Consider the following 24,059-nt stretch of genomic DNA (forward strand, 5'->3'; position numbering starts at 1 on the left):
AGATCAGACGGCGCAGCCGCACCGGATGTGACAGTCGGAGTTCAGCCGACGAGTTTGAGGCCGACGATGGAGCCGATCACCCCTGCGATGAGCAGCATCTTCACCGGCGAGGCCGGTTCGGCGCCGGTCAGCATCGCGTAGCCGACCGTGAGCACGGCGCCGATGCCGACCCACACCGCGTAGCTGGTCCCGGTGGGCAGGCTGCGCATCGCGATCGCCAGCCCGGACATCGACGCCACCAGCGCGACGAAGAAAACGGCGGTGGGGGCGAGTCGCGAGAAGCCGTCGGACTTCGCCAGCGCGGTGGCCCAGACGGCCTCCAGGGTCCCCGACACGATCAATACCAGCCAGGCCATCACGCACCTCCACAGCGCCGTCTTTTCGCTGGCCGGGTACGGTGCGCCTCGTCCGGTGTCAGATGTTGACCCGCTCGATGCTAGCAAACGGCCGACGTACCGGGTAGCCACCGGCCGTCGGTCATCACCGCGCGTATCGAAAAATCATGTTCCAGCACAACAAGATTGGCGATATTCCCGGTCCGGATGGCGCCGACCTCGTCGAGTCGCAGGGCGCGGGCCGGCGTCGACGAGGTGGTCTGCACCGCCGCGGCCAACCCCGAGCTGTCCGCCACCGCCCGGAACAGCCGGTCCATGGTCGCGGTGCTGCCGGCGATCGTCTCGGTGCCCCGCACCCGGGCCACCCCGCCCGCGACGACGACGGGCAGCGACCCCAGCCGGAACTCGCCGTCGCCGCATCCGGCCGCGACCGTCGCGTCGGTGATCACCGCGACGCGCTCGGGTCCCACCGTGTCGATCACCGCCGCGACCATATCGGGATGCAGGTGCACGCCGTCGGCGATGAGCTCGACGGACACCCTCGGGTCGGCCAATAAGGCCAGCACGGGGCCGGGGTCTCGATGGTCCAGCGGCGGCATCGCGTTGAACAGGTGGGTCGCGACGGTGGCGCCACCCGCGACGGCGTGCTGGGTCTGTTTGTACGTCGCATCCGTATGTCCCACGGCGACAACGATGTTCGCGTCGACAAATCGTCGGATCGCTTGCTCGCTGCCGGGCAGTTCGGGGGCCAGCGTGACCATCCGGATGGTGCCGTCGGCGGCGGCGAGCAGGGCATCGATCTCAGCCGGGTCCGGCAACCGGAGCTGAGTGCGGTCGTGGGCGCCGCAGCGCGCCACGTTGAGCCACGGCCCCTCCAGGTGGATGCCGGCGATGATGCCTCGGCGCGTCGCCTCGGCGAGGACGCGCACGGCCGAAAGCAGGTCCGCGGGTGCGAAGGTGACCAAGCTGGCCACACTGGTCGTGGTCCCGTGCCGGCGGTGAAACTCCACGGCCTGCTCGGCCGTGTCAGGAAACGAGAAACCGCCGCCGCCATGCACATGCATGTCGACAAAGCCGGGTACCACAACGGAATTCGGCAGGTCCACATCGGCTGGTCCCGGCGGCAGCCCGGCGCCGCAGCCGACGATTCGCGCCCCGCCGATCTGTACCCAACCCGGTCGGCAGAGCTCGCCGTCGACGACGACGGTGCCGGCCCGGATGACCGTCATGGCCAGTGCCCGCCGTTCTCCCAGAAGTACCTGATCTCCTCGAGTTGACGGCCTTTGGTCTCGGGCGCGAAGCGGCGCACCACCACGAAGGCGACGATTGCGAATACCCCGAAAGCCGCGAAAACCGTTGCCCCGCCGAGCAATTCCAGCGCCGTCAAAAAGAAAGCGGCGATCAGCGCGTTGGCGATCAGATTCGACGTCAACATCACGCTGGACCCCATCGAGCGCAGCTGGGACGGGAAGCTCTCGCCGGCGAAAACCCAGACCAGCGAACCGAATCCGAAGTTGAACCCGATGGTGAACAGCAGCACGCCGCCGAACCCGAGTGCCAGTGCGACGCCACCCTGGCTGCCACCCTTGGGGTAGAAGGCGATCAGCACGGCGTCGGCGGCGATCATCATCGCGATACCCGACAGCAGGATGGGAATTCGGCCCAGCCGGTCGACCAGGGACAGCGACACCCCGACCGCCGCCAACGCGGCGACCTGCACCATCGCCGGCAGCCCCAGCTTGCCGAAGTTGCCCTCGAATCCCATGTCGGCGAACAGTTGTGGGCTGTAGTAGACGATCGCGTTGATGCCGGTGATCTGCACCAGGAAGCCGAGCGTGACAACGAACAAGGTGGCGCGCAGGTAGGGTCGCCGCAGCATCTCGCCGATGCTGCCGCGACCCTCGTGGACGGCGGCGGTGATCTCGGCCAGATCCGTCTCGACGGCGTCGGGAGATTCGACTCGCGCCAGCACGTGGCGGGCCTGCTCGACGCGGCCCTTGAGCACGTACCACCGCGCGGTGTCCGGCATCCGCAGCAGCAGCGGGATCAGCAGTCCGGCGGGCACCGCGGCCAAACCCAGCATCCAGCGCCAACTCTGGATCGTCTCGGCCAGCGCGTAGCCCACCACGTAGCCCAGGATGATGCCGGTCAGCGTGGCGAACTGGTAGGCGGTCAACAACCGGCCGCGCACCGCCGACGGCGCAGATTCGGCCACGTACACCGGCACCACCACCAGCGACACCCCGATGGTCACCCCCAGCAGGAGCCGCGCCACCAACAGCATCGGCAGCGACACGGCCGTGGCACCCAGCAGCGCGAACGCCGCATAGCCGACCAGGATCGCGACCATCGACTTCTGGCGCCCGATCGCGTCGGCGAGCAGCCCACCGGCCAGGGCGCCGACGATCTGACCGATCACCACCATGGTGGTCACCAGGCCCTTTTGCGGGATGGTGAGGCCGAAGTCGTTGGGCAGGAACAGCAGTGCCCCGGCGATGCTGGACAGGTCGTAGCCGTAGATGACCCCGACGCTGGCCGCGGTCAGTCCGACCAGGATCGCCCGCCGCTGAGCGCTCAGATTTTCACCTTTGCTCTGAGGATCCTGATCACCTCGTCGGGGTTGTCGGGGGTGATGCAGGCCCGCACCCAGCGGCCCGTTTGCAGGATCAACACGGTGGACTTGCGGCCCCGGTGGACGTCGAGGGGAAACCAGTAGCGCGGGTCGGCGGCGCCCCAGATGCGGCCCTTGCCCGAAGCCCAGCCCATCTTCTTGGACTTGATGCTGGTGATGTCGCCGTAATCTATTCGCTTGGCGTTGGCGAACGGAAAGTAGTAGCGGCGGATGGTGATTCCGTCCTCGTCGAGCGTGAGGCCAGAGTCCTCGTAGAGGGCGGTCATTGCGCAGAGTCTAGTGCTGGGTCCGGCGGTTCATGGAGCGTGCCGCCAGGATCAATCCGAACACGACGACCGCACCGACGACGGCGACACCGACCCGGATCGGCAGCGCGTCGGCCGGCGACATCAGACCCGCGGCAGAGGTGTTGTCGGGGGCGCGGCTGGCCGGGTTGTTGCCGGCGGTGGCCAGTGACGGGTCGGGTTCCACCAGCGACCCCACCTGGGTGCCCTGGGGGGTGCTGAACCCGTAGTCCAGCAGATGCGCGGCCTGCTCCCACGGCGCGATGGGCTGCCGGGTGCCGTGCAGCAGCACTGCCATCAGGCGCCGGCCGTTGTGGTTGGCCGCGCCGACGAACGTCTGGCCGGCGTCGTCGGTGTAGCCGGTCTTGCCGCCCATCGCACCCGGATAGTGGTAGAGCAGCTGGTTGTCGTTCTCCAACTCGTAGCCGGGGTGGTCGCCGTGGCCGGGGAAGTTGAAGGTGCGGGTGGCGACGATGTCGGCGAAGACGGGGTTGTGCCAGGCGTAGCGGTAGAACAGGCCGATGTCGTAGGCAGAGGTGCTCATGCCCGGGCCGTCCAGCCCGGACGGGGTCGCGACCCGGGTGTCGTGGCCGCCCAGCTTGGCGGCCAGCACATTGAGCTTGTCCAGCGCGGCCTGCATGCCGCCGAGCTGCATGGCCAGGGCGTGCGCGGCGTCGTTGCCCGAGTGCATCAGCAGCCCGTGCAGCAGCTGGTTGATGGTGTAGGTGCCGCCGTTGTCGACGCCGACCTTGGTGCCTTCGGCGGCGGCGTCGTCGTCGGTGCCCGGGACGGCCTTGTTCTGGTTGAACGCGTTGATGGACGCCATCGCCACCAGCACTTTGATGATGCTGGCGGGGCGGTGCCGGGCGTGCGGGTCCTTGGCGGCGATGACGGCGCCGCTGTCGATGTCGGCGACCAGCCACGCCTCGGCGGAGACGTCGCCGGGGACCGGGGGAGTGCCCGGGGCCGCGATGATGCCGCAGCCGCCCAGGGCGGTGCCGCCGACCGGTGTGGAGGGCACTGCCAGCGGCAGCGGCGGGTCACCCGCGGTGGGCACTTCGGAGGAGTCGACCGCGGGCGGAGTGTTGATCTTGTACGGGCAGTTGGGCGCCCCGGGGTTCGCCTCGGCGCTGGGTTCGGCGTAGGCCAGCGCGCCCGATCCCGCGACGAGGAACATCGCCGCGGCCAGGCTCGAAACGGCACGAAGTGAGGTCCGTAGGAGGCGCATCGCTGAGCAGACTAGGCGATTTGCAAGACGAATGCAGGTTGCCGCGCTGTGACTGATGGGGCGGAAGTTATCCATAGGGGCGCTAGGATTGGCGGCTCCGGCCAACGGGCCTGCAGAGTCACTGCGTCACGGTGGCGGTCGGAGAGCGTTGACCCGCGTCGGCGGCGACATGTAACTGTGGCGCATCGGCGGGCCGGGCGCACCAGCAGATCGCGCGCGTCCGTCCTGGATGACCACTAGCAAGGGACTTATGCCCCTACTGCTTGACCCGCCGTATCTGCTGCCTTTGACGGGAACAAAGGGCACGTCGGCACGGACTGAGCCCGAGCGTTTCCGGTGTCGTCGCCGCTAGGGGAGTGAAGGCGTTGTCTCGTATCTTTCTGAGCCATGCCAGCGCCGATTCACGCGAAGCCGCGGCGCTGAAGCGATGGCTGGTGGAACAGGATCCGTCACTGGCGAACGAGATCTTCCTTGACACCGACCCGACTACCGGGATCCGCAGCGGAGCGCGCTGGAAGGAGGAACTGCGCCGGGCTAACGCACGCTGTGAAGCGGTGATTTGCCTGCTGTCGAGACATTGGGAGGAGTCCTACGAGTGCAAGGTTGAATACCGCACCGCGGAGACTCTCAACAAACTGATCTATTGCGCTCGCCTGGAGCCCACCGGCGGCGAAATAACCTCCGAATGGCAGCGCTGCGATCTATTCGGCGACGGCCCGACGACGAGCATCGTCATGGGTGCGGGGCCGCCGGTGACCTTTGCCAGCGCTGGACTGTACCGATTGCGTGACGCGATTCGCGGAGCGGGGATCGGCGCTGAGTCGTATGTCTGGCCACCACCTTCGGACCCCGATCGTGCGCCATACCGAGGTTGGGAGCCGTTTGAATCCATCGATGCCGGTGTCTTTTTCGGGCGTGACGCCCAGATCGTGCGAGGCATGGATGCGATGCGCGGAATGCGGCTTTCCGGCCTGGCATCGATTTTCGTGGTGCTGGGTCCGTCGGGCAGCGGAAAGTCGTCGTTCTTGCGTGCCGGATTGTTGCCGCGGCTGGCTCGTGAAGATCGCCGATTTGCCGTGCTCGGCGTGGTGCGCCCCGAGCGCAGCGCGTTGACCGGCAAGTCGGGCCTGGCCGCCGCGATCCACAGTGCTCGCGCCGAATTCGGCCTCGCCCAGCCGGCGCTGGGGGACATCAAGGATGTGTGCGTTCACGGCGGCCGGCAACTGGTGGACCTGGTGGCCGAAGTGCAGCAGGCGGCCATGGCTCGGCTTTCCGGCCATTCCGGCGCCGAGGACGCGCCGGCGCCCCCGACGCTGGTGTTGCCGCTCGATCAGGCGGAGGAATTGTTTTCGGCCGACGCGGGAAGCGAAGGCGCGCAGTTTATTACGCTGCTGCGCTGGTTGATCGAGGACCTGAACCGCACTGAGATCCGGCTCGTGGTGGTAGCCACGATCCGGACCGACAGCTACGAGGTCATGCAAACCCACCCGGGGTTGGCCGGGATTGAGACCGTCGTCTTCGATGAGCTGCGGCCCATGCCGGCCACCCAGTTCAAGGAAGTGATCGTGGGCCCCGCCGCCCGGGCCACCCAGGCCGGCTATCCGCTGACCATTTCGCCGGCGCTCGTCGATCGCCTGCTTGCCGACGCCGGCGAGGGTGCCGAGCCCCTGCCTTTGTTGGCGCTTACGTTGTGCCGGCTGTACGCCGACTACGGCAGTACCGGAGAGCTGACGCTGACTCAGTATGAAGCGATGGGCGGGATGGGGCGGGTCGTCCAAACCGAGATCGACGACATCCTGGCCGCCGAACCGCAGTCGCGTCAGCGTCAGCTGGGGGCCTTGCGCGCGGCATTCATTCCTTGGTTGGCGACCATCGATCCGGACACTGACCAGCCAATACGTCGGGTCGCTCGCTACGCCGACCTACCCCAGGAGAGCCGCCCGCTGATCGAGCAGTTCGTCGCCAAACGGCTGATGATCGAGGACATCCGTGGTGGAGAGACCGTTGTCGAGGTCGCGTTGGAAAGCTTGCTGCGGCAATGGAATGAGCTTGCGGGCTGGCTGGACTCTCAGCGCTCGGACCTCAAAGCCGCCGACGCGCTCGAGCGCGCGGCAGCCGCTTGGGAGCAACACGATTGCAGCCATGACTGGCTGCTCACCGGTACGCGCCTCGCCGACGCGCAAGCACTGGCCGAACACCCCGGCTTCCGGGAGCGGCTAGCGACCACCGATCGTTTTCTGGCGGCGTCCCATTTCGCAGAGGACCAACGCCTCCAAGCCGAAGAACGGCACCGCCAGGCCGAACTGTCTGCCGCCCAGCAACTGGCCGCTGCGGCCCAGGAACGCGCCCATCATGCGCAGCAAGAGCAAGCCACGGCCGAGGCCCACGCCGACCAACTGCGCAGACGTTCTCGTGTGCTGCGTGCCGTGCTCGCGGTCACCGCGGTGATTGCCGTAATTGCGGCGGTTTTGGGGATTACGGCTGCGATCAACGGACATGCGGCAACGAAACGGTTCTACGAGGCCACCAGCGTAAGGCTCAACGCGGAGGCCCGGGGCATGCTGGCCGGCACGCTTGCCGGCGGCGACGTACGCGCCTTCAACGAATTGCTCGCTGCCAGAACGTTCTACAATCCCGACGACGGCGCGCTCTACGATGCCGTCGTCCAGCGGCAAACGACGGTCAAGATCATCGAGACACCCACCCGGATCGCGAGTTTGGCGTTCAGCCCGGATGGCGCGAGCATCGCCTCGGCCGGCGGCGACAGCGGTGACGTAAGCATCTGGCAGGTGGATACCGGCACGCGCCGCACCCTTGGCACCGGTGACAAACGCCTTTCGGCCGTGGCATTCAGCCCGACCGGGGATCGCATCGCTGCCGGCACCGCCGAGATGGGGAACGTCGTGTTCTGGAACGCGCACACCGGTGCGCTGACGGAGAAACTAAGGGGCAATGAAGGCGGTGTCTCCAGCATCGCCTACAGCCGGGACGGCCGCGGCCTCGTCTCCGGTGGATACGACTACACGCTCCGATTCTGGGACGCCGAGAACGAACAACCTAGCGGCCCACCCGTACAAGTTCGGCCGCTGCGCACGGACGCGACCATCGGTATCCAGGCCGTGGCGTTCAGTCCAGACGGGCGGCGGATCGCCGCGGGTTGCGGTGACGACTCCGTTCGGATCATCGATGTCGCCACAGGCCGAGAGGTCGTTCCCCCGCTGATCCTCGTGCCGGAGGCCGGCCACGCGGGGGGAGTGACAAGCGTCGCATTCAGTCCCGACGGGCATCAACTGGTGGCGGGCAGCGGTGCCGGGGGTGATTTCCAGATCTGGAACGCCGACACGGGCGAATCCATCGGCGGGCCGATACAAGGTGACCATCTGGGGTTGGGCAGCGTGGCATTCAGTCGCGGCGGGCACCGCGTCGTGACCGCCGGCGCCGATGGGACGGTGCGGCTCTGGGATACCGCCAGCATGCAGAGAATAGGCGGAGAGCTGGTCGGCCATCAGGAAGCGGTCAACGTTGTGGCGTTCAGCCCCGACGGCCGTCATATCGTCAGCGGCGGCGACGATCGCACGATCAGGTTGTGGGACGCCGACCTGCAGCGGCCGCTGATCGCGCAGAAGGCGGGATTCAACAGCGTCGTGTCCAGCGCCGACCGGCGCCGTTTCGCCACCACCGACTTCGACGGCATCGCACGCGTGTGGGATGCGACGTCGGGACAACCGGTCAGCCCACCGATTCCGACCGAGCAAAAGGGTGACATCGGGCTCGCCTTCAGCCCCAACGGGCATCGCATCATCACGGGCGCAGGCGATGACCAAACCATTCGCCTGTGGGACGCCGACACCGGGCGCCCGATCGGGGCACCGCTGCACTGCGGTCTGGTCAACGGCATCGAATTCAGCCCCGACGGTTCGATCGTCGCCACAAGCGGAGACGAAGGGACGATACGGTTGTGGGCCGCCGACGACAGCGGCCTGCGTTTGGTCAAGGATCCGCTTGTGCAACAAGATGTCCGGCTATTCGCAGTGGCCTTCAGCCCAGACGGTAGTCGCATCGCCGTATCCAAGTGGCCCGGCGACGTGCTGTTGTTCGATTCGCGCACCGGTGATCCGGTCGGTCAGGCGCTTACCGGCCATCCGACGCCCGCTGTTCAGCTGCTATTCAGTCCCGATGGCAGGCGTCTCGCCGCGGCCGGGGTGAACAACACAATCACGCTGTGGGACATCGGCCGTGGCACGCCGGCCGCACGAACACTCAACGGCCATCGAGACATGGTGACCAGCGTGGCCTTCAGCGCCGACGGTCACCGGTTGGTCTCCGGCGACGGCGACGGAAGCCTCAGGCTGTGGGACGCCGACAGTGGCACGGCGATCGGTGAGGGAATCCGGGCCGCCCACGCCGACACTGTCATCGGGGTGGCGTTCAGCGCCGACGGGCGGCGCTTCTTCTCCGGCAGCCACGACGGCACCGTGTTGTCGTGGCCGGCGGTGGCGGCCCCAGCCGATCTGTGCAACAAGCTCACTACCAATCTCAACCCGCAACAGTGGCGCGAATGGGTCGCACCCGGCATACCGTACAGAGCCTCCTGCCCCGGACTTCGCCCGGCGAATTAGATCGAGCTCGATCGAACATTGCCCGAGCTCCGACATCAGCCGCCGGAGCGGGCATGGCGCAAACGGTGTCCATCGGTGGAGCCGCGCTCGGGCGTGCGGACGATCTGCATGCCGACCGAGGCCAGGAGACGGGGAATCTCGCGTACGAACACGCGGTCGTATTCGGCGATATCCGGCGGTAGGTCGGCGAACGGTACCAGGTACGGCGTCTTCTTGTGCGCTGCGTCCTTGTCTCCCGGCGTCCAGCCCGAGTCGATGCGCTCCTGAACCCACCGGTCATGCTCCATCACTGCCAGCGTTTCCTCTTCTTCGGCGCTGAACACGAAATCGGATGCGAACCAATCCCGCAGTGGCGCAATGTCGTAGCCGATAGCGCGCAGCTTGACGGCGATGTGGCGCGCGTATGCGCGACTGGATTCTTTACGAGATTCGTCGAGTTCGGACCACGATGGTGCTGCCATCCCCGCCGCTGTCTGCTGGGCACACCAGCGACGGTGGATTGCTTGCGCGATGGTCTCGAAGGAACCGCCCTGGATCAGGTCGACCGTGCATGCTCTGACGAGAGTCGGAAACACGTGAATGCCCGGCCCGCCGGTGCTTTGCACGTTGTCGAGGAGCCGCGACATTCCGTGCGCGCGCGCCAGGGCGACCACGATGGGCACGCCGGGATCAAGCTCCTGGCGCAACTTGAGCGCCATTTCGAGGGCTTCCTCGTCGCGATAGGCGGTCACGTACGCCCGCGTCAGCGGAGGCGCCGCGGCATCGGCGTGTAGTGCACGCAGCCCGCGGATATCACGCACCGTCGTGGACAGGCAGATGAACCGGCACACCGGCTCGAGGGCCGGGTGCTGGCTCACAAGCGAAGCGATCCGCCGCTCGGCCTGCGAATCGACGATGGTGACGACGAGCGGCACGGAGTCGTCCGGACGGTGCTCGTGCCAATGGCGCGCCGCGTGATACACCACCCATGCACCCAAGACGTCGAAATCGGCGACGAGCATGTGCGGCTGCACGCATCCGGCATCCACGGGGAACTCACTGAGCATCAGCCGCGCGCTGATCTCGTCGGTATTGAAGAAATCCAGTGCTGAGCCCGATTCGGCGTCCATCGCCTCGAGGCGCAGGAGCGCACAGAGCTCCGGGTCTCCCACTCGAGCCAGGCACGTCAACCGTCCTTTCGAACGGCCAGCGGTCAATTGACCGGCGACTGCGACGATTTCGGCGTTGACGGCATCACTGGACGTGACGGCGACAACTCTGCTGGCTCGTTGGACGCCCGCTGACCGCAGTGTTCTTGGCAGTCGAGCATCGCTGACGATGACTGGCACACCCCAGTTGCGGCACAGGTCGACATTCGGGTTGGCCGCATCGGCTTCGATCACCACCGCCGAGGCGCCGATGTCGTGCAGATGACGGAGAAAGACGGCGCCGACGTAACCGAGGCCGCACACCACGATATGACGGCGCATCAGCGGGATTCGCATCTGCTGCGCCCGGTCACGAAACAACACCGCCAACGCGGCTAGGCCGACGTATCCGCCGACAAGCGGGGCGAGAAAACGCGCAAGATCCAGTGTGACGGGCAGTTCGGTCTCGTTCGGCGAATTCAAAAAGAAATTCCGCAGGCTCCAGTAGGCAGCGTCGCTGAGGCTGGCCGGTATGTGCTTCTGGTCATGCCAGAACTGGCCGTAGCCTATGCAGCCGAGTACGAATACGACCACGACGGCCAGCGCAGTCAGATGCCAGCGGTAGTTGGTCGACATCTGCGCGACCGGCCGCCCTAGCTTTCGAATCGGGCCGGTCCGCCGATTGTCGCCCAAGTGTCCGCTCCGTGCTGCCGATCAGGGTGGCCTCCGCCATTCGATCAACCCGGCTGCCCATGGTAGTAGAGGCGAAAGACCCAACGCGTGACGACGTTTGCCTACCACGGGACCGACGACAAAGCTGTCATAGACAGGCGCAACGAAGAGGAACACGAAGCCGGATCCGATTCCCGAGAGGACTCGAGCTCTTGAACGGAGCCGTCGATAGAGATGCGCCAGGCGCCGCGCCGCTCTTGATGGGCATTGCCGGTATCAGCCTGGGGTGCACCGTCTTTGGTGCGATCGTGCTCGGCACGGCAGCGGTGATCGCCGGATTGGCCGGGTGGCGCCGGGCCAAGCGGGGTGAAGCGCCCACCGGAGCCAAAGTTATCGGCGGCATTGTGGCGGGCTTGCTGGCCATAGCCTGCGGGATTCTGTCCATCGTCCTAGCGATGGTGTATGGGGTTGCGGGGCTGGTGTTTTTGTGGGCGGCGCTGGCATGGTCGGGTGGGGCTCTCGTAGGCGTCGGAATCGTCACGGGATTCGCCATGGGCCGACGAGCCAGAAATGACCAAGCCCGGCACCGGCGCGCCGCGATGGGCGGTTCGGTGCTGGGCTTTCTGGTCGCGTCGTGCGGTCTCGTGCTTGTCGCTGTGTGGATCAGCACGTTGCCGTGGTGGGGTGCGCACCGGTATTTCAACTGCCTGGCCGACGCGGGCACCGACCGCACGAAGATCGACCGGTGCCGGAGCGACTTCAGCTTGGAGATCAACGGTAAGAACCCGGAGTACTACCGCTGATGCGTGCCGACGGTCAGCCGCTGACCTGATAGTTGGGCCCGGGCGACACCGTGATGCGGAGTATCGGGGCGGATGGCAGATTCTCCGCGTAGCCCGTCGCGAACTCGAGGACGAGGTCGAACCAGTGATCGGTCGTCCTCGTGGCAAACGCGATGGGGATGATGCGGTCCGGCGGGAAACCCGCGACCATATTGGGTGCTCCGTAGACGAAGTGCAAGTCTCGGGCCCTGGTATTCCAGGTCAGGCGTGCAGGCAATGCTCCCCGATAGGCCCGGAAGGTGTTATTGCCCGGCCTGCGCCATCCCACGGCAACCTCGTCGTTATAGAGCGTCACGCTCACCACGTTGCCGCCGCCGTCGCAGGACATCGAAAAGCCCTTACTCTCCACATAGACGTCCGTGGAGCGGTTTATACCCAGCAATCGGCTGTATTGCTGCAGCGCGGGGTCGGTGAAGACGTTTCTGCCGATCGCCCATTGCCAGATCTCGGTGCGTGGCGCTTCGGCCGTCGCCGTGCCCGCCGGGAGAATCACGACGGCCGCCGCCAGCGCCATGATGAGCGCGATCACTACCTGGGCCAGTCGCGCTACGGTGCCCTTAACAGCTGTTGTGGACCGGATCGTCGTTGGCCGGCCTGCCTGTTGGGACCTCATTTTCGACCTCACTGCTTTAGGGCCTCGCGGCCCGGATTTCGTTGCACTACGTCTTAATTCAATGAGCCGGGCGCCTGACGGGGTAGGGGACATGGCCCGCGCGCGGAAAGGACTTTCGTCCCTGCTCATTACTTTTGGTCATCGGTAACCTCTGCATCGAGGCCAGCCGACCATCGAGAGGGGACGCGATGGACTGCCCGAATTGTTCCTCGCCTCATCCGGACGCAGCTCGCTTTTGCGCTCGTTGTGGTACGCCTTTGCCCGCCGGTTTGGACCGGGCGAGGCATTTCGCCGCGATGCCTGACGAGCCGGTGCGTGCGTTGGCGCTGATGAGCACACTCATGCCGCACTTGTCGGCCGGACGCCAGCACTCCTATCGCAACGCCGTCATGTTGGGGTTGCTCGCGGCATTGATCGCGGCAGCGTTCGGGGTGCTGTCCATCGCGCTGGTGTTGGCGGCGGTGGCGTTGCCGGCGGTCGTGTTGACCTACATCCATGACCACAATGTGTGGCGCGACCAGCCGTTCACGTTGGTCGGATTGGGCTTTTTGCTGTCGCTGGCATTGGGGGTGGGTGCGGGCCTGGTGCAGCAGTACTTCGCCGAGAGGGCGCTGCTGACCGCCCCCAGCCGCCAGTTGCCGTCGGTGGCCCTCATTGTCGAGCTGGGCGTGCTGGTGCCGCTGGTGGCCTTCCTGGCGGTGCTGGTTGCGCCGATGTTGGTGACGGCTGGTCGCGCGTTCTGTCACCCTATCGATGCGCTTGTCACGAGTTCGCTCAGCGGCGCGGCGCTCTCACTGGGTATGAGTATTGCGATCCAGCACGACGCGTTCACCCGTATCGAGGCGACCGCGACCGATCCAGCGCACACGGCGTTCATCGCGTTGACACTGGGGTTCTTGCAGCCCATCATTTTCGCCACTGCTGCGGCCGTGACGGTGGTCCGCGTCCGCTCTGCGGGCGGCGCCCCTTTGATCGGTGCGGTGCAGGGCCTCAGTTTGGTGCTGGTCTACGAGCTCGCTACGACTCTGCTCGCACCGTATGGCGCTCGGGGCATTGTGTGCACGACCGTGGTGGCATTGGTCCTGGCCGCGGCCGGGGTGGTCGCGTCGCGCGACGCGCTACACCGCGGTCTGCTGCTTGAAGCCCAGGCTGCGCTCGACGGGCCTGGATCGCTTGTGCATCCGGCCGACTCGGGGCAGGTGTGTGCGCACTGTGGGGCTGCGATGGTTTCCGGCGCCGCGTTCTGTCAGGCGTGTGGCAGTGCCAGCGCAGCCTTGGCCCGCTACGGCGCGCTGATATCGACGTCTGCCACCTCCGACCGACCGCCCAATCCGACGCACACGAGCGAGTAGCACTGATGTCATCGACTTTGCCCCCGGCTGACTCGACGCCGTTGCCGCTGAACTACCCGGGCACTACCGAGCGCATCGGGCACCGCTGGTCTGCGGGCCTAGTTGCGCTGATCCTCGTGGTGGTGGTGATCGTTGCGGCCGCGGTCACCGCCGCGATCGTGTGGACCGGCAAGCCCGGCGATACCGAGCCACTGTCACCGCAAGACCAAGGCCAGGCGGCTGCCGTTTCCTCCGGTCAGCCAAGGGCAGCACAGTCGCGGTTTGACGCATCCCGACGCGGCCCTGGGGAGCTGATCCTATTGTCAGGTGCTCCGGCCGTCGATTTGGGTGACGGAATTTCGCTCACGCCCGCACCGAATTGGACCGTGGTGCGTCATGAGAACAACTCGGTGGTCTTGGTCAACGGTGCGCATAACGCGGGTGTGGGGGCGACCGTCGGAAAAGTGAATTCGACGGACATAGCGCAGGTGCTCGCCGACGACATTCGACAGTATGTGCAGGGTACCGGCCTGACCAACCTCAAGCTGAGCAATTCGAGCCTCTCTCAGCAGCTAAACGGCGGTGGGCACTTTCAACAGTGGCTCAGCTATGGCTGGATCGCCGATTTCGCCACACAGCAAGGCACCAAGCGGGTGTGGGGAGTATTCATCGAGTTGTTGAACCCAAGCGACGGGGAGGCGGCGTTCAGCGATCTATTCGCGTTCAGCAAGGCCGCGGCGAGCGCTGCCTACCCCGACCAGGTCGCCATGGTCTTCTCGATGAACTGACCGACGGCTCGTCCCGCGACGCGAGGCGCCGTCGACCCCCCATTTGACAGTGTCGAATTGAGATGCGACACTGTCAAACAATGAAGCTGCTCACTCTGCCCGAATTCGCCGCTGCCGCCGCCAACGCGGTGCAGGCGTCCGGTGCGGTGCCGGAGAACCGCCAGGCCAAGGCGGTCCCGGCCGAGCGGATGGTGCGTTATTACACCGCGCGGGGCCTGCTGCCCCGGCCGGGAAACCGGGGTCGCGCGCTGACCTACGGGCGGACCCACTTGGTGAGATTGGTCGCGATCAAGCGGTTGCAGGGTCAGGGCCTCTCCTTGGACGAAATCGCGGCGCGACTGGCGGGCATGTCGGCGCAGGAGGTGGAGGCGTTGGCCGCCATACCGGCCAGCGCGATGCCGGCCGGCCTGGGTGACCCCGAGATCGCACCGGAGCCCGCCCGCGCCGCCGCCGCGTTCTGGCGCACGGTCCCGGAAGCCGTCGCGCCCACAAAGCCCGCCGAACCGTCCGTCACCAAGCTTCAGGCCGTCCGCCTTTCCGACACTGTCACCTTGCTGGTCGAGGGCCCGCTGCCATCGGCGGACGATCTGCGCCGCGCCGCCGCGCCGCTGCTGAACCTGCTCGCCAACCCAGGAAAGGACTCTCAATGAGTGCTCAGTTGTTGCCCCTGTTGTCCATCGACCCGCAACCGGTTCGGACGGGCAGACCGTCGTGCGGTGAGCTGAGCGCGGCGGACGGGCGTCCCCTGCCGCTCAAAGCGCTGCGCGTCCAGACCGCGATCGTGGGCATGACCGCCACCTCCACTGTCCGGCAGCGGTTCGTCAATGACGGCGACACCACCATCGAGGCCACCTACGTCTTCCCGCTGCCGGCCCGCGCCGGGGTGACCGATTTCGTCGCCGATCTGGCCGGACGGCGGGTGGTCGGCCTGCTCAAAGAACGCGGCCAGGCCCGCGCCGACTACGAGCAGGCCATCGTCGCGGGGCAGCGCGCCGCGATCGTGGAGGAAGACCGCTCCGACGTCTTCTCGGTGCGGGTCGGCAACATCGGGCCGGGCGAGGAGGCCGCCGTCGAAATGCGGCTGACGGGTCCGCTGTCGTTCGAGGACGGCGAGGCCACCTTCCGCTACCCGCTGGTGGTCGCGCCGCGCTACACGACCGGCCGTGCGCTGCCCGGCGACCAGACCGGAGCCGGTGACGCGGCCGACACCGATGCCGTGCCCGACGCCTCTCGGGTGACCCCGCCGCGGCTGCTGGACTCCGAAGACCGCCCGGACCTGGACATCGCGCTGAGCGTCGACGGCGCCGGGCTGACGGTGTCAGATCTGCGTGCCAGCCTGCCCACCGTCGTGACCGAGGGGGACGGGCCGACCGTGTTGCGGGTCGAGCCGGGGGCGCGGGCCGACCGGGACTTCGTGTTGCGGTTCCGGGTCGACCGCAGCGCGCTGTCGTCGTCGGCGCTGCTGGTTCCCGACCCCGACGGTGCGGAGGGCACCTGGTCGGTGACCGTGCTGCCGCCCGCCCAAACATCCAGTGCGCCAAGGGATGTAGTGGTGGTGCTGGACCGTTCCGGCTCGATGCACGGCTGGAAGATGATCGCCGCGCGACGGGCCGCGGGCCGGATCGTGGACATGCTCGACGCGGGAGACCGGTTCTGCGTGATGGCCTTCGACGACCGGATCGACACCCCGGCGCAGCTGAGCCTGGTCGAGGCCGACGACCGGAACCGGTTCGCGGCCGCCTCGTGGCTGGGTTCGCTGGAAAGCCGCGGCGGGACCGAGATGGCCGAGCCGCTGCAGCGGGCGGTGCAGTTGCTGGGTGGCTCCGGCGGCGACCGGCAGGCCAGCGTGGTGCTGGTAACCGACGGCCAGATCACCGGCGAGGACCAGCTGTTGCGCACCCTCGCGCCGGCGGTCGGGCGCACCCGCATCTACTGCGTGGGCATCGACCGCGCCGTCAACGCCGGCTTCCTGGACCGGCTCGCGCAACTGGGCACCGGGCGATCGGAGCTGGTCGAATCGGAGGAACGCCTGGACGAGGCGATGGCGCGGCTGGCCCGCACCATCGGGCGGCCGGCGCTGACCGGGCTGCGGGTCAGCGCCGAAGGCATCCAGCTCGTCGACGACACCGTCACGCCGAGCCGCGCGCCCGACGCGTTCGCCGGGGTGCCGTGCGTGATCTCCGGACGCTACCGGGCGCCCGCCGGGCACGGCGCCGCGACGTTCCGGGTCGACGCCGACGGTGCTCCGGTCGCCACGCTGGAAGCGCGCGTCGCGCCGGAAGCCGTTGCGGTGCAGACTATCTGGGCTCGCTCGGTGGTGCGCGACCTGGAGGACGACTACGCCGCCTACCGCGCCGATGACGAATTGGCCGCGCGGATCGTCGCGCACTCCATCCGGTTCGGGGTGCTGTCCCGCTTCACTGCGTTCGTGGCCATCGATCCCGAACACACCGACGCCGGGCCGTTGACCGAGGTGATCCAGCCCGTCGAAGAGCCGTCGGGCTGGGCGGCGAACGTGGGGTTCGCGCCGGCCGGGCGCGCCTACGCAATGGACGCCGCCCTGATGGCCGCGCCCCCGATGGACGCTGCCCCGATGGCCGCACCCGCGATGTGCTCCGCGCCCCCGCCTTCGCCGCTGCGGCCGCTGGACAAGCTGCTCAAGCGGGTGGAGAAGGCAACCCAGGTGCGGCGCTCGGGGCTCGACGTGGTGCTGGCCGAACTCGAGCAGCATCGCGACGCGACGATCGATCCCGACTTGCGCGCGGCGCTGGTGCAGCTGTGCAACGCGCTGGCGCGATTCCTGAAGGGTCAGACGCAGGCGCAGTCGCGAGAGGTGCTGGTGGCCCTCGACGCCGTCAGGCGGCTGCTCGGCACCGGGGACCGCGGGCGACGCGGCTCGAAATTACGGTTCTGGGAATAGATCTGCCAGATCCACCTGCGCGAGGGCGGGGAAACTGATCGTGCCCATCCACAGCCGCCCGCCCGCCTCCACCAGGCCGGTGACGCTGCCGAAGTCCGGGTGCTCGGTGCGCAGACCGGCGACGGGGGCCCCACTGTCGGGATCGAAGGCGACCGCCCAGATCTCCGGCTTGATCCGCGGCTGCAGCCGTTCGGGCAGCCGCCACACCAGCTTGCGGATGATCGGGGCCCGCGGGAACAGCGATTCCAGCGCGGGGTTGGCCTCGGCGACCAACGCGGCCCAGATCCGGCCGTCGGCACCGGTGGACAGATTGTCCGGCATGCCGGGCAGGTGCACCGCCAACGGTGTCACCGATCCGGCGTGCGGCCCGGTCAGCCAGTACTTCGACAACCGGCGCGCCTGAGTCTCGGCGAACACCAACGCCGACCCGTCGGCCGTCGGCGTCACCCCGTTGGCGAAGTACAGCCCGTCGAGCAGTGTGGTGACGGCACCGTCCGCACCGAGCCGGTACAGCCCGCCGGTGCCGCGTGCCTCCACGATCGGCGCGGTGTATTCCTCGAAATGATAGTCGGCGGTTGATTCGGTGAAATAGATTGTGCCATCCGATGTTTCGGTGACATTGGAGCAGAATTTGAGCCGCCTGCCGTCCACCGATTCGACGAGAACGTCCAGCCCGCCGCTCGCCGGGTCGAGGGCGAGCAAGCCACGATGACTGTCGCAGATCAGGATTCGGCCATCCCGGGCGACCTGCAGGCCAAGGGGCCGTCCGCCGGTGTCCGCCACGATTTCTGGCTTGCCCTCGGACAGGCGCACGATGCGCCCGTCCTCCAGGCCGGTCCACATTCGGCCGGCGGCGTCGGCGACGACGTCCTCGGGTCCATTGCCGGGAAGCGGGACCACCGTGATGGGCGGTGCCGGCATGTCCGGCAACGGGTCGACCGGCGGTGGCTGCCACCGGACCGGGTTGATGCGCGGCTTGGCCACGGGCTAAATCCGCTCTGGTGTCTTGGGGTCGCGGCCTCTGCGCCGTGGCGTTGCCACGGCTAGAACCGCTCCTGTACCAGCACGCTGCGCACGATCGATTCGATGGTGTCGAACTCGGCCTGACCGCTGATCAGCGGCGGGGCCAACTGGATCACCGAGTCGCCGCGCTCGTCGGTGCGGCAGTACAGACCAGCCTCGAACAGCGCCGCGGACACCCGCCCGAGCAGCGCCGACCGTTCGTCGTCGGTGAACTTTTGCTTGGTGGCCTGGTCCTTGACCAGTTCGATGCCGAAGAAGAAGCCCTCGCCGCGGACGTCGCCCACGATGGGCAGGTCGTAGAGCTTCTCCAGGGTGGCGCGCAACGCCGGGGACTGCTGCCTGACGTGATCGTTGAGACCCTCGCGCTCGAAGATGTCCAGGTTGGCCAGCGCGACGGCGGTCGACACCGGATGTCCGCCGAAGGTGTAGCCGTGCGCGAACATGGTGGAGCTGTCGCGGAACGGCTCGAACAGCCGCTCGCTGGCGATCATCGCGCCCAGTGGTGAGTAGCCCGACGTCAGGCCCTTGGCGCAGGTGATCATGTCCGGCACGTAGCCGAAGTCGTCGCAGGCGAACATCGACCCGATCCGGCCGAACGCGCAGATCACCTCGTCGGAGACCAGCAGCACGTCGTAGGCGTCGCAGATCTCGCGCACCCGCTCGAAGTAGCCCGGCGGTGGCGGGATGGAACCGCCGGCGTTCTGCACCGGCTCCAGGAACACCGCCGCGACGGTGTCGGGGCCCTCGAACTCGATGGCTTCGGCGATGCGGTCGGCGGCCCAGCGCCCGAACGCCTTCTCGTCGCGGTCAAACGGTTCGGGGGCGCGGTAGAAGTTGGTGTTGGGCACCCGGAACCCGCCGGGGGTGACCGGCTCGAACGGTGCCTTGTATTTGGGCAGGCCGGTGATCGCCAAGGCGCCCTGGGTGGTGCCGTGGTAGGCGACGGATCGCGAGATCACCTTGTGCTTACCGGGTTTGCCGGTGAGCTTGAAGAACTGCTTGGCGACCTTCCACGCGGTCTCGACGGCCTCGGTGCCGCCGGTGGTGAAGAACACCCGGTTCAGGTCACCGGGCGCGTAGCCGGCAATGCGTGCGGACAGCTCGATCGCCGTGGGGGTGGCGTATCCCCAGAGCGGGAAGAACGCCAGCGTCTCGGCCTGCCGCGCCGCGACCTGCGCAAGTTCGGTGCGGCCGTGGCCGACCTGGACGGTGAACAGGCCCGACAGGCCGTCCAGGTAGGCCTTCCCGCGGTCGTCGTAGATGGTGACGCCTTCGCCGCGGGCGATGACCGGCGGTGCGAACCCCGGGCCTTGTTGGCTGAAGTGCAGCCAGAGGTTGTCGGTCATCGTTCGCGAGCGTAGCCCCGGGTCCGCTGAGTTCGGCACCCGGCAGTGCGGGCCGGTGCGCCCAAGCGTTCCTGCCTCGCGCTCTTGCGCCGTGAGCGTCCTCATATGTGCGGTCGCGGGCGTGTTTTTGCGACATTTCGGGGACGCTCGCGCCGGCAGAGCGAGCCTGGAGCGCCCGCAGCGAGCCGAGGGCGCCCAGGCACCTTTCCTGGGAATGACCTGTGGGTCCCCCCGCTCCAGTTGCTAATGACAATCATTGTCAATAACCTCATAGCGAATTCATACGATCGCAATTGTGGGGGGGTTGGCGCGATGACGGCCCCGATTTGGATGGCGTCACCACCGGAGCTGCACTCAGCGTTGCTGAGCAGCGGGCCGGGGCCGGCGTCGTTGCTGGCGGCGGCCGACGCGTGGAGCCTGATCAGCGCCGAATACACCGCGGTGGCCAACGAACTGATCGCGGTGTTGGCCGACGTGCAGGGCGCGGCCTGGGAGGGCCCGAGCGTCGCGGCATACGTGGCCGCGCATGCGCCCTTCCTGGCGTGGTTGGAGCAGGCGGGCGCGAACAGCGCCGCCGCCGCGGCCGGACTGACCACCGCCGCTGCCGGCTACACCGCCGCGTTGGCGGCCATGCCGACGCTGCCCGAACTGGCCGCCAACCACGTGATCCACGGGGCGCTGGTGGCCACCAACTTCTTCGGCATCAATACCATTCCCATCGCGCTCAACGAGGCCGACTACGCGCGGATGTGGGTCCAAGCCGCCACCACCATGAGCGTCTACCAAGGCGTGTCCGACGCGGCGGTGGCATCGGCGCCGCAGACCCCGGCCGCCCCGCAGATCGTCAAGACCGATTCCGCCGAGTCCTCGAACCCACTGCAGGGCATCGAGCAGTTCTGGCAGAACCTGCTGCAGGAATACCAGACGTTCATGAGCAACCCGCAGCTCAACCCGTTCACCCAATTCGAGAACCTGGTGAACAATCCGCAGCTGGACGCATTCTTGGAGCAGTTCGGCATCGGCAACGACACCGTTGCGCACGACCCGACCGTGGTCAACGGGCTGGACAACGTGATCGCCAACATCCTGCAGCGCTTCGGCTACACCTGGAACCCCGCGGAAGGCACGCTCAACGGGCTGGAATACGACGACTACACCGACCCCACCGTGGCTGCCTTCTGGGTGGCTCGGTCGCTGGAGGTCAGTGAGGACTTCCAGCAGTTCTTCGTCTATCTGCAGACCAACCCGGTGCTGGCCGTGCAATACCTGGTGAGCCTGGAACTGTTCGACTGGCCCACCCACCTCGCCGAAGTCTTCACGTTGACCAGCCAGCCCGCCGCGCTGGCCGCGGCAGTGCCCGTCGCGGCCGCCCCGCTGGCATCTGTGGGCGGACTGGCCGGCCTGGCCGGGCTCGCGGCGCTGCCCGCACCCGCAGTGGCGCCGGTGCCGGCACCGGCGGTGGTTCCCGACCTGACCCCGGTCGTCGGGGTGAGCTCGACGTTCACCGCGCCGGCCGCCGGGGTGGCCGGGGCCCCACCACCGTCGCCCACGCCGCCAGGACCGCCGGCACCCGCCGCGCCGGCACCACCGCCTGCGCCCGCAGCGCCCGGCCCGATCGGCTTCACGCCGCCCTACGTGGTCGGTGGTCCCCGGATCGGCTCCGGCTCGGCGATGAGCTCGAGCGCCAGCGCCCGAGCGCAACGCAAAGCGCCGGAACCGGATTCGGCTGCCGCCGGTGCCACGGCGGCCGCCCGCGAGGCGGCGCGGGCCCGGCGGCGGCAAAGGTCGAAGCTGCGCGGCGAGGCCAACGAATACATGGACATGAACGTCGACGTGACGCCGGACTGGACGCCGCCGCCCGAACCGACCGCGGCTTCCGGTCGCGGGGCCGGGCCGCTCGGGTTCAGCGGGACCGTCGGCGCCCCGACCGCCGACCCGGCGGGCCTGGCCACACTGTCCGACGACTTCGGGGACGGGCCGACGATTCCGATGCTGCCCGGCACCTGGGAACCGGAGGACCCCTAGGTCGCGCGTTAGGGTCGAAATATGGCGGCGACCCAACAGATCTCGGAATTCGAGGCGTTGCGGCCACACCTGATGGCGGTCGCCTACCGGCTGACGGGGACGGTGGCCGACGCCGAAGACATCGTCCAGGACGCTTGGCTGAGGTGGAACACGCAGGACGGCCCGATCCACGACCTGCGCGCGTGGCTGACGACGGTGGTGAGCCGGCTGGGCCTGGACCGGTTGCGCTCGGCGGCACACCGGCGCGAGGCGTACACCGGTAACTGGCTGCCCGAACCGGTGGTCACCGGATTCTCGGACTCTGCTGGCGACCCGTTGTCGGCGGTGGTGGCCAACGAGGACGCCCGATTCGCGGCGATGGTGGTGCTGGAACGGCTCAGTCCCGACCAGCGGGTGGCGTTCGTGCTGCACGACGGGTTTGCGGTGCCGTTCGCCGACGTGGCCGACATCCTGGGCGTCAGCGTGGCGTCCGCCCGGCAGCTGGCGTCGCGGGCCCGCAAGGCCGTCGCCGCATCGCCGCCGCCGGAGCCCGACCCCGGCCACGCCGAGGTGGTCGGCCGGCTGATGGCCGCGATGGCCGCCGGCGACATCGACACCGTGGTCTCGCTGCTGCACCCCGACGTCACCTTCACCGGCGACTCGAATGGCAAGGCGCCCACGGCAATTCAGGTCATCCGCGGTGCCGACAAGGTGGTCCGCTTCATGCTTGGCCTGGCCCAGCGCTACGGACCGGCCTTCTACACGGCCAGCCAGTTGGCGTTGGTCAACGGCGAATTAGGTTCCTACACAACCGGATTCACCGGTGCCGACGGCGGCCGGGACATGGCCCCGCGGATCACCGCGATGACGGTGCGCGACGGAAAGGTGGTCGCCCTGTGGGATATCGCCAACCCGGACAAGTTCACCGGCTCGCCGCTGCGGTTCACGTCGGCAGGATGATTGCGGTGGTCGGCCCGAGGTAGATGGTTTGGCCGCCCGGAGCGACATAGCCTCCGGTGGGGGGACCGTAGACGCCGTAAACCGGGTTGGTCGGGCTGTAACCGTGCCAGATGTCGTTGATCCAGCCCGTCGACAGGGTGTACACCGCCGAAGTGGCCCCGGGTGGGGAGAAGCCGGTGACCAACTGCAGCACCAGGTCGATGACCGGGCCGTTGCCGAGCATGGAGTCGACGTGCGAGCCGCCCACGATCTCGGCTCCGACAAACTGCCCCGAGTACAGACTGGTCAGCTGATTGGTGGTGGCACCGGAGGCATTCCAGGCCTGCGGCGGCGCGGCCACCACGTAGACGGGCACGTGAGCGGCCTGCAGGTTGGCGATCGCCGCCCCGAATGCCGCGGAGTTGCTGGCCACCCCGTCGAAGGTCACCACGCCCTCAAGGTGGCTGGGCGCTGCGCCCAGATCGGCGAGGTAGTTGCCGGCGGCGATGGTGGCCAGACCGCCACCGGCGGAGTGCCCGGACAGGATGAAGTCCTGCGGCAGCGTGCCCAGCAGCCCGGCCTGGTGTGCGCTGACGTTCAACGCCGTCTGCGGTCCCAGGAACAACGACGCCACGCCCTGCTGCATTTCCGGGCTGTTGAGCCAGATGCCGAACGGCAACTGAATAAACGGGATGGTCGGCGTCACCACGACGCTGTTGGTCTGCTGAGCCAGCTCCAAGGCCAGCGGTTGGTACAGCCAGCCGACGGCACCGAAACCGTGTTGCAAATAGACGGTGCCGTTGGCGGTCACCGCACCGTTGGCCTGCGTCGGGAAGTACCAGAAGGCGGGCGCCGGGTAGCTGATCGGGCCGAGCGGGAGGCCCAGCAGCGATGCCTCCCCGAGCGGAATCTGCAGGAAGGAGAATCCGATCCTGACCCCGTCCACCGTGGTGGGGACGTTCAGCACACCGCCCAGGCCGACCGCGTTGGTGGCCCAGTTGAACAGCGCGCCCGCCGTGGCGACATAGCGGTTCAGCAGCGGCGCCACATTCGCGGCCTCGGCGGCCGCGTACGCGGCCCCGGCCTCGCCCAGCGCCCGCTCGAACTGGCTCTGGAACTGTGTCGTCTGCGCGGTCAGCGCCTGCAGTTCTTGGCCGTAGCTGCCGAAGAAGCGTGCGATCGCATCCGAGACCTCATCGGCGGCAGCCGAGACGATCCCCGTCGTGGACGGCGCGGCTGCCGCTGCTGCCTCGTTGATCGCCGTCCTGATCTCGGTCAGTTCGGCCGCCGCCGCCGCGATAGCCTCAGGTGCTGCGATCACATACGACGACATCGGCGGCTCCCATCTCGGTACGC

The 24,059-nt window shown here is 67.7% G+C and carries 18 protein-coding genes and 1 riboswitch; of the genes, 8 read left to right on the plus strand and 10 right to left on the minus strand.

Translation table 11 applies throughout. From position 1 onward, the window contains the following. Positions 1-41: 41 nt before the first annotated feature. The 5 genes from MKCMC460_RS07275 to MKCMC460_RS07295 all read right to left on the minus strand — a co-directional run bounded on the left by MKCMC460_RS07275 (position 42) and on the right by MKCMC460_RS07295 (position 4,479). Positions 42-356, minus strand: coding sequence for a multidrug efflux SMR transporter (locus tag MKCMC460_RS07275; RefSeq protein WP_236981305.1), 315 nt, complete (start codon positions 354-356; stop codon positions 42-44). Between the two features lie 11 nt (positions 357-367). Next, a riboswitch (guanidine-III (ykkC-III) riboswitch) is annotated at positions 368-431 on the minus strand. Between the two features lie 5 nt (positions 432-436). Continuing rightward, positions 437-1,564 carry an N-acetylglucosamine-6-phosphate deacetylase gene (gene nagA / locus MKCMC460_RS07280; protein ID WP_238305457.1) on the minus strand — a complete coding sequence of 376 codons (1,128 nt, stop codon included), beginning with the start codon at positions 1,562-1,564 and terminating at the stop codon, positions 437-439. Further along, on the minus strand, positions 1,561-2,913 hold the full coding sequence (locus MKCMC460_RS07285; protein WP_238305972.1) for a sugar porter family MFS transporter: 1,353 nt from the start codon (positions 2,911-2,913) through the stop codon (positions 1,561-1,563). The genes nagA and MKCMC460_RS07285 overlap by 4 nt, the downstream gene beginning before the upstream one ends. Continuing rightward, complete coding sequence (locus tag MKCMC460_RS07290) at positions 2,910-3,233, minus strand: hypothetical protein (RefSeq protein ID WP_236981307.1); 324 nt, start codon at positions 3,231-3,233, stop codon at positions 2,910-2,912. Before MKCMC460_RS07290 ends, MKCMC460_RS07285 begins: the two co-directional genes overlap by 4 nt. A 10-nt stretch (positions 3,234-3,243) precedes the next feature. Further along, positions 3,244-4,479 (minus strand): D-alanyl-D-alanine carboxypeptidase family protein, encoded by a 1,236-nt coding sequence (locus tag MKCMC460_RS07295; protein ID WP_236981308.1) that lies wholly within the window; start codon positions 4,477-4,479, stop codon positions 3,244-3,246. A 434-nt stretch (positions 4,480-4,913) separates the two neighbouring features. Here MKCMC460_RS07295 and MKCMC460_RS07310 point away from each other — a divergent pair, with 434 nt between their 5' ends. Next, positions 4,914-9,098 (plus strand): hypothetical protein, encoded by a 4,185-nt coding sequence (locus tag MKCMC460_RS07310; protein ID WP_370653149.1) that lies wholly within the window; start codon positions 4,914-4,916, stop codon positions 9,096-9,098. Positions 9,099-9,133: 35 nt separating this feature from the next. Here the strand turns inward: MKCMC460_RS07310 and MKCMC460_RS07315 are convergent, their stop codons facing one another. Next, positions 9,134-10,918, minus strand: a complete 1,785-nt coding sequence (locus MKCMC460_RS07315; protein WP_238305459.1) for an NAD-binding protein — start codon at positions 10,916-10,918, stop codon at positions 9,134-9,136. Positions 10,919-11,109: 191 nt separating this feature from the next. Between MKCMC460_RS07315 and MKCMC460_RS07320 the strand changes: the two genes are divergently transcribed. Further along, positions 11,110-11,700 carry a hypothetical protein gene (locus MKCMC460_RS07320; RefSeq protein WP_238305460.1) on the plus strand — a complete coding sequence of 197 codons (591 nt, stop codon included), beginning with the start codon at positions 11,110-11,112 and terminating at the stop codon, positions 11,698-11,700. Between the two features lie 13 nt (positions 11,701-11,713). Here MKCMC460_RS07320 and MKCMC460_RS07325 read toward each other — a convergent pair whose 3' ends face one another. Beyond that, the gene (locus MKCMC460_RS07325; protein WP_236981313.1) at positions 11,714-12,268 is read right to left on the minus strand and encodes a hypothetical protein; all 555 of its coding nucleotides are present in this window, start codon (positions 12,266-12,268) and stop codon (positions 11,714-11,716) included. Between the two features lie 272 nt (positions 12,269-12,540). Between MKCMC460_RS07325 and MKCMC460_RS07330 the strand changes: the two genes are divergently transcribed. From MKCMC460_RS07330 to MKCMC460_RS07345, 4 genes are all read left to right on the plus strand, one after another. Further along, complete coding sequence (locus tag MKCMC460_RS07330) at positions 12,541-13,704, plus strand: zinc ribbon domain-containing protein (protein ID WP_236981314.1); 1,164 nt, start codon at positions 12,541-12,543, stop codon at positions 13,702-13,704. A 5-nt stretch (positions 13,705-13,709) separates the two neighbouring features. Further along, a complete protein-coding gene (locus MKCMC460_RS07335) occupies positions 13,710-14,471 on the plus strand; it encodes a hypothetical protein (protein ID WP_238305462.1) in 762 nt (253 codons plus the stop codon). Between the two features lie 80 nt (positions 14,472-14,551). Beyond that, positions 14,552-15,121 carry a MerR family transcriptional regulator gene (locus MKCMC460_RS07340; protein ID WP_236981316.1) on the plus strand — a complete coding sequence of 190 codons (570 nt, stop codon included), beginning with the start codon at positions 14,552-14,554 and terminating at the stop codon, positions 15,119-15,121. Next, positions 15,118-17,391 (plus strand): VIT domain-containing protein, encoded by a 2,274-nt coding sequence (locus tag MKCMC460_RS07345; RefSeq protein WP_238305464.1) that lies wholly within the window; start codon positions 15,118-15,120, stop codon positions 17,389-17,391. The genes MKCMC460_RS07340 and MKCMC460_RS07345 overlap by 4 nt, the downstream gene beginning before the upstream one ends. Here the strand turns inward: MKCMC460_RS07345 and MKCMC460_RS07350 are convergent. Next, positions 17,374-18,312 carry an SMP-30/gluconolactonase/LRE family protein gene (locus MKCMC460_RS07350; protein ID WP_238305974.1) on the minus strand — a complete coding sequence of 313 codons (939 nt, stop codon included), beginning with the start codon at positions 18,310-18,312 and terminating at the stop codon, positions 17,374-17,376. The genes MKCMC460_RS07345 and MKCMC460_RS07350 overlap by 18 nt on opposite strands. A gap of 122 nt (positions 18,313-18,434) precedes the next feature. Next, positions 18,435-19,760, minus strand: a complete 1,326-nt coding sequence (locus tag MKCMC460_RS07355) for an aspartate aminotransferase family protein (RefSeq protein ID WP_238305465.1) — start codon at positions 19,758-19,760, stop codon at positions 18,435-18,437. Positions 19,761-20,072: 312 nt separating this feature from the next. Between MKCMC460_RS07355 and MKCMC460_RS07360 the strand changes: the two genes are divergently transcribed. Together MKCMC460_RS07360 and MKCMC460_RS07365 are read left to right on the plus strand one after the other, a co-directional pair. After that, positions 20,073-21,785 (plus strand): PPE family protein, encoded by a 1,713-nt coding sequence (locus MKCMC460_RS07360; protein WP_238305467.1) that lies wholly within the window; start codon positions 20,073-20,075, stop codon positions 21,783-21,785. 21 nt (positions 21,786-21,806) lie between these two features. After that, the gene (locus MKCMC460_RS07365; RefSeq protein WP_236981320.1) at positions 21,807-22,724 is read left to right on the plus strand and encodes a sigma-70 family RNA polymerase sigma factor; all 918 of its coding nucleotides are present in this window, start codon (positions 21,807-21,809) and stop codon (positions 22,722-22,724) included. On the opposite strand, the gene MKCMC460_RS07370 is transcribed toward MKCMC460_RS07365, so the two are convergent. Beyond that, positions 22,708-24,036 (minus strand): PE domain-containing protein, encoded by a 1,329-nt coding sequence (locus MKCMC460_RS07370; protein WP_236981321.1) that lies wholly within the window; start codon positions 24,034-24,036, stop codon positions 22,708-22,710. The genes MKCMC460_RS07365 and MKCMC460_RS07370 overlap by 17 nt on opposite strands. Between the last annotated feature and the right edge of the window lie 23 nt (positions 24,037-24,059).

The sequence above is a fragment of the Mycobacterium sp. 20KCMC460 genome (assembly GCF_022179425.1).
GTDB classification, from domain to species: domain Bacteria; phylum Actinomycetota; class Actinomycetes; order Mycobacteriales; family Mycobacteriaceae; genus Mycobacterium; species Mycobacterium kiyosense.

Excerpts from the sequence above, each read along its gene's own strand:
- MKCMC460_RS07275 (WP_236981305.1), bottom strand. The coding sequence starts at position 356 with ATGGCCTGGCTGGTATTGATCGTGTCGGGGACCCTGGAGGCCGTCTGG.
- nagA (WP_238305457.1), bottom strand. The coding sequence starts at position 1,564 with ATGACGGTCATCCGGGCCGGCACCGTCGTCGTCGACGGCGAGCTCTGC.
- MKCMC460_RS07290 (WP_236981307.1), bottom strand. The coding sequence starts at position 3,233 with ATGACCGCCCTCTACGAGGACTCTGGCCTCACGCTCGACGAGGACGGA.
- MKCMC460_RS07295 (WP_236981308.1), bottom strand. The coding sequence starts at position 4,479 with ATGCGCCTCCTACGGACCTCACTTCGTGCCGTTTCGAGCCTGGCCGCG.
- MKCMC460_RS07330 (WP_236981314.1), top strand. The coding sequence starts at position 12,541 with ATGGACTGCCCGAATTGTTCCTCGCCTCATCCGGACGCAGCTCGCTTT.
- MKCMC460_RS07335 (WP_238305462.1), top strand. The coding sequence starts at position 13,710 with ATGTCATCGACTTTGCCCCCGGCTGACTCGACGCCGTTGCCGCTGAAC.
- MKCMC460_RS07340 (WP_236981316.1), top strand. The coding sequence starts at position 14,552 with ATGAAGCTGCTCACTCTGCCCGAATTCGCCGCTGCCGCCGCCAACGCG.
- MKCMC460_RS07345 (WP_238305464.1), top strand. The coding sequence starts at position 15,118 with ATGAGTGCTCAGTTGTTGCCCCTGTTGTCCATCGACCCGCAACCGGTT.
- MKCMC460_RS07350 (WP_238305974.1), bottom strand. The coding sequence starts at position 18,312 with ATGCCGGCACCGCCCATCACGGTGGTCCCGCTTCCCGGCAATGGACCC.
- MKCMC460_RS07355 (WP_238305465.1), bottom strand. The coding sequence starts at position 19,760 with ATGACCGACAACCTCTGGCTGCACTTCAGCCAACAAGGCCCGGGGTTC.
- MKCMC460_RS07360 (WP_238305467.1), top strand. The coding sequence starts at position 20,073 with ATGACGGCCCCGATTTGGATGGCGTCACCACCGGAGCTGCACTCAGCG.
- MKCMC460_RS07365 (WP_236981320.1), top strand. The coding sequence starts at position 21,807 with ATGGCGGCGACCCAACAGATCTCGGAATTCGAGGCGTTGCGGCCACAC.
- MKCMC460_RS07370 (WP_236981321.1), bottom strand. The coding sequence starts at position 24,036 with ATGTCGTCGTATGTGATCGCAGCACCTGAGGCTATCGCGGCGGCGGCG.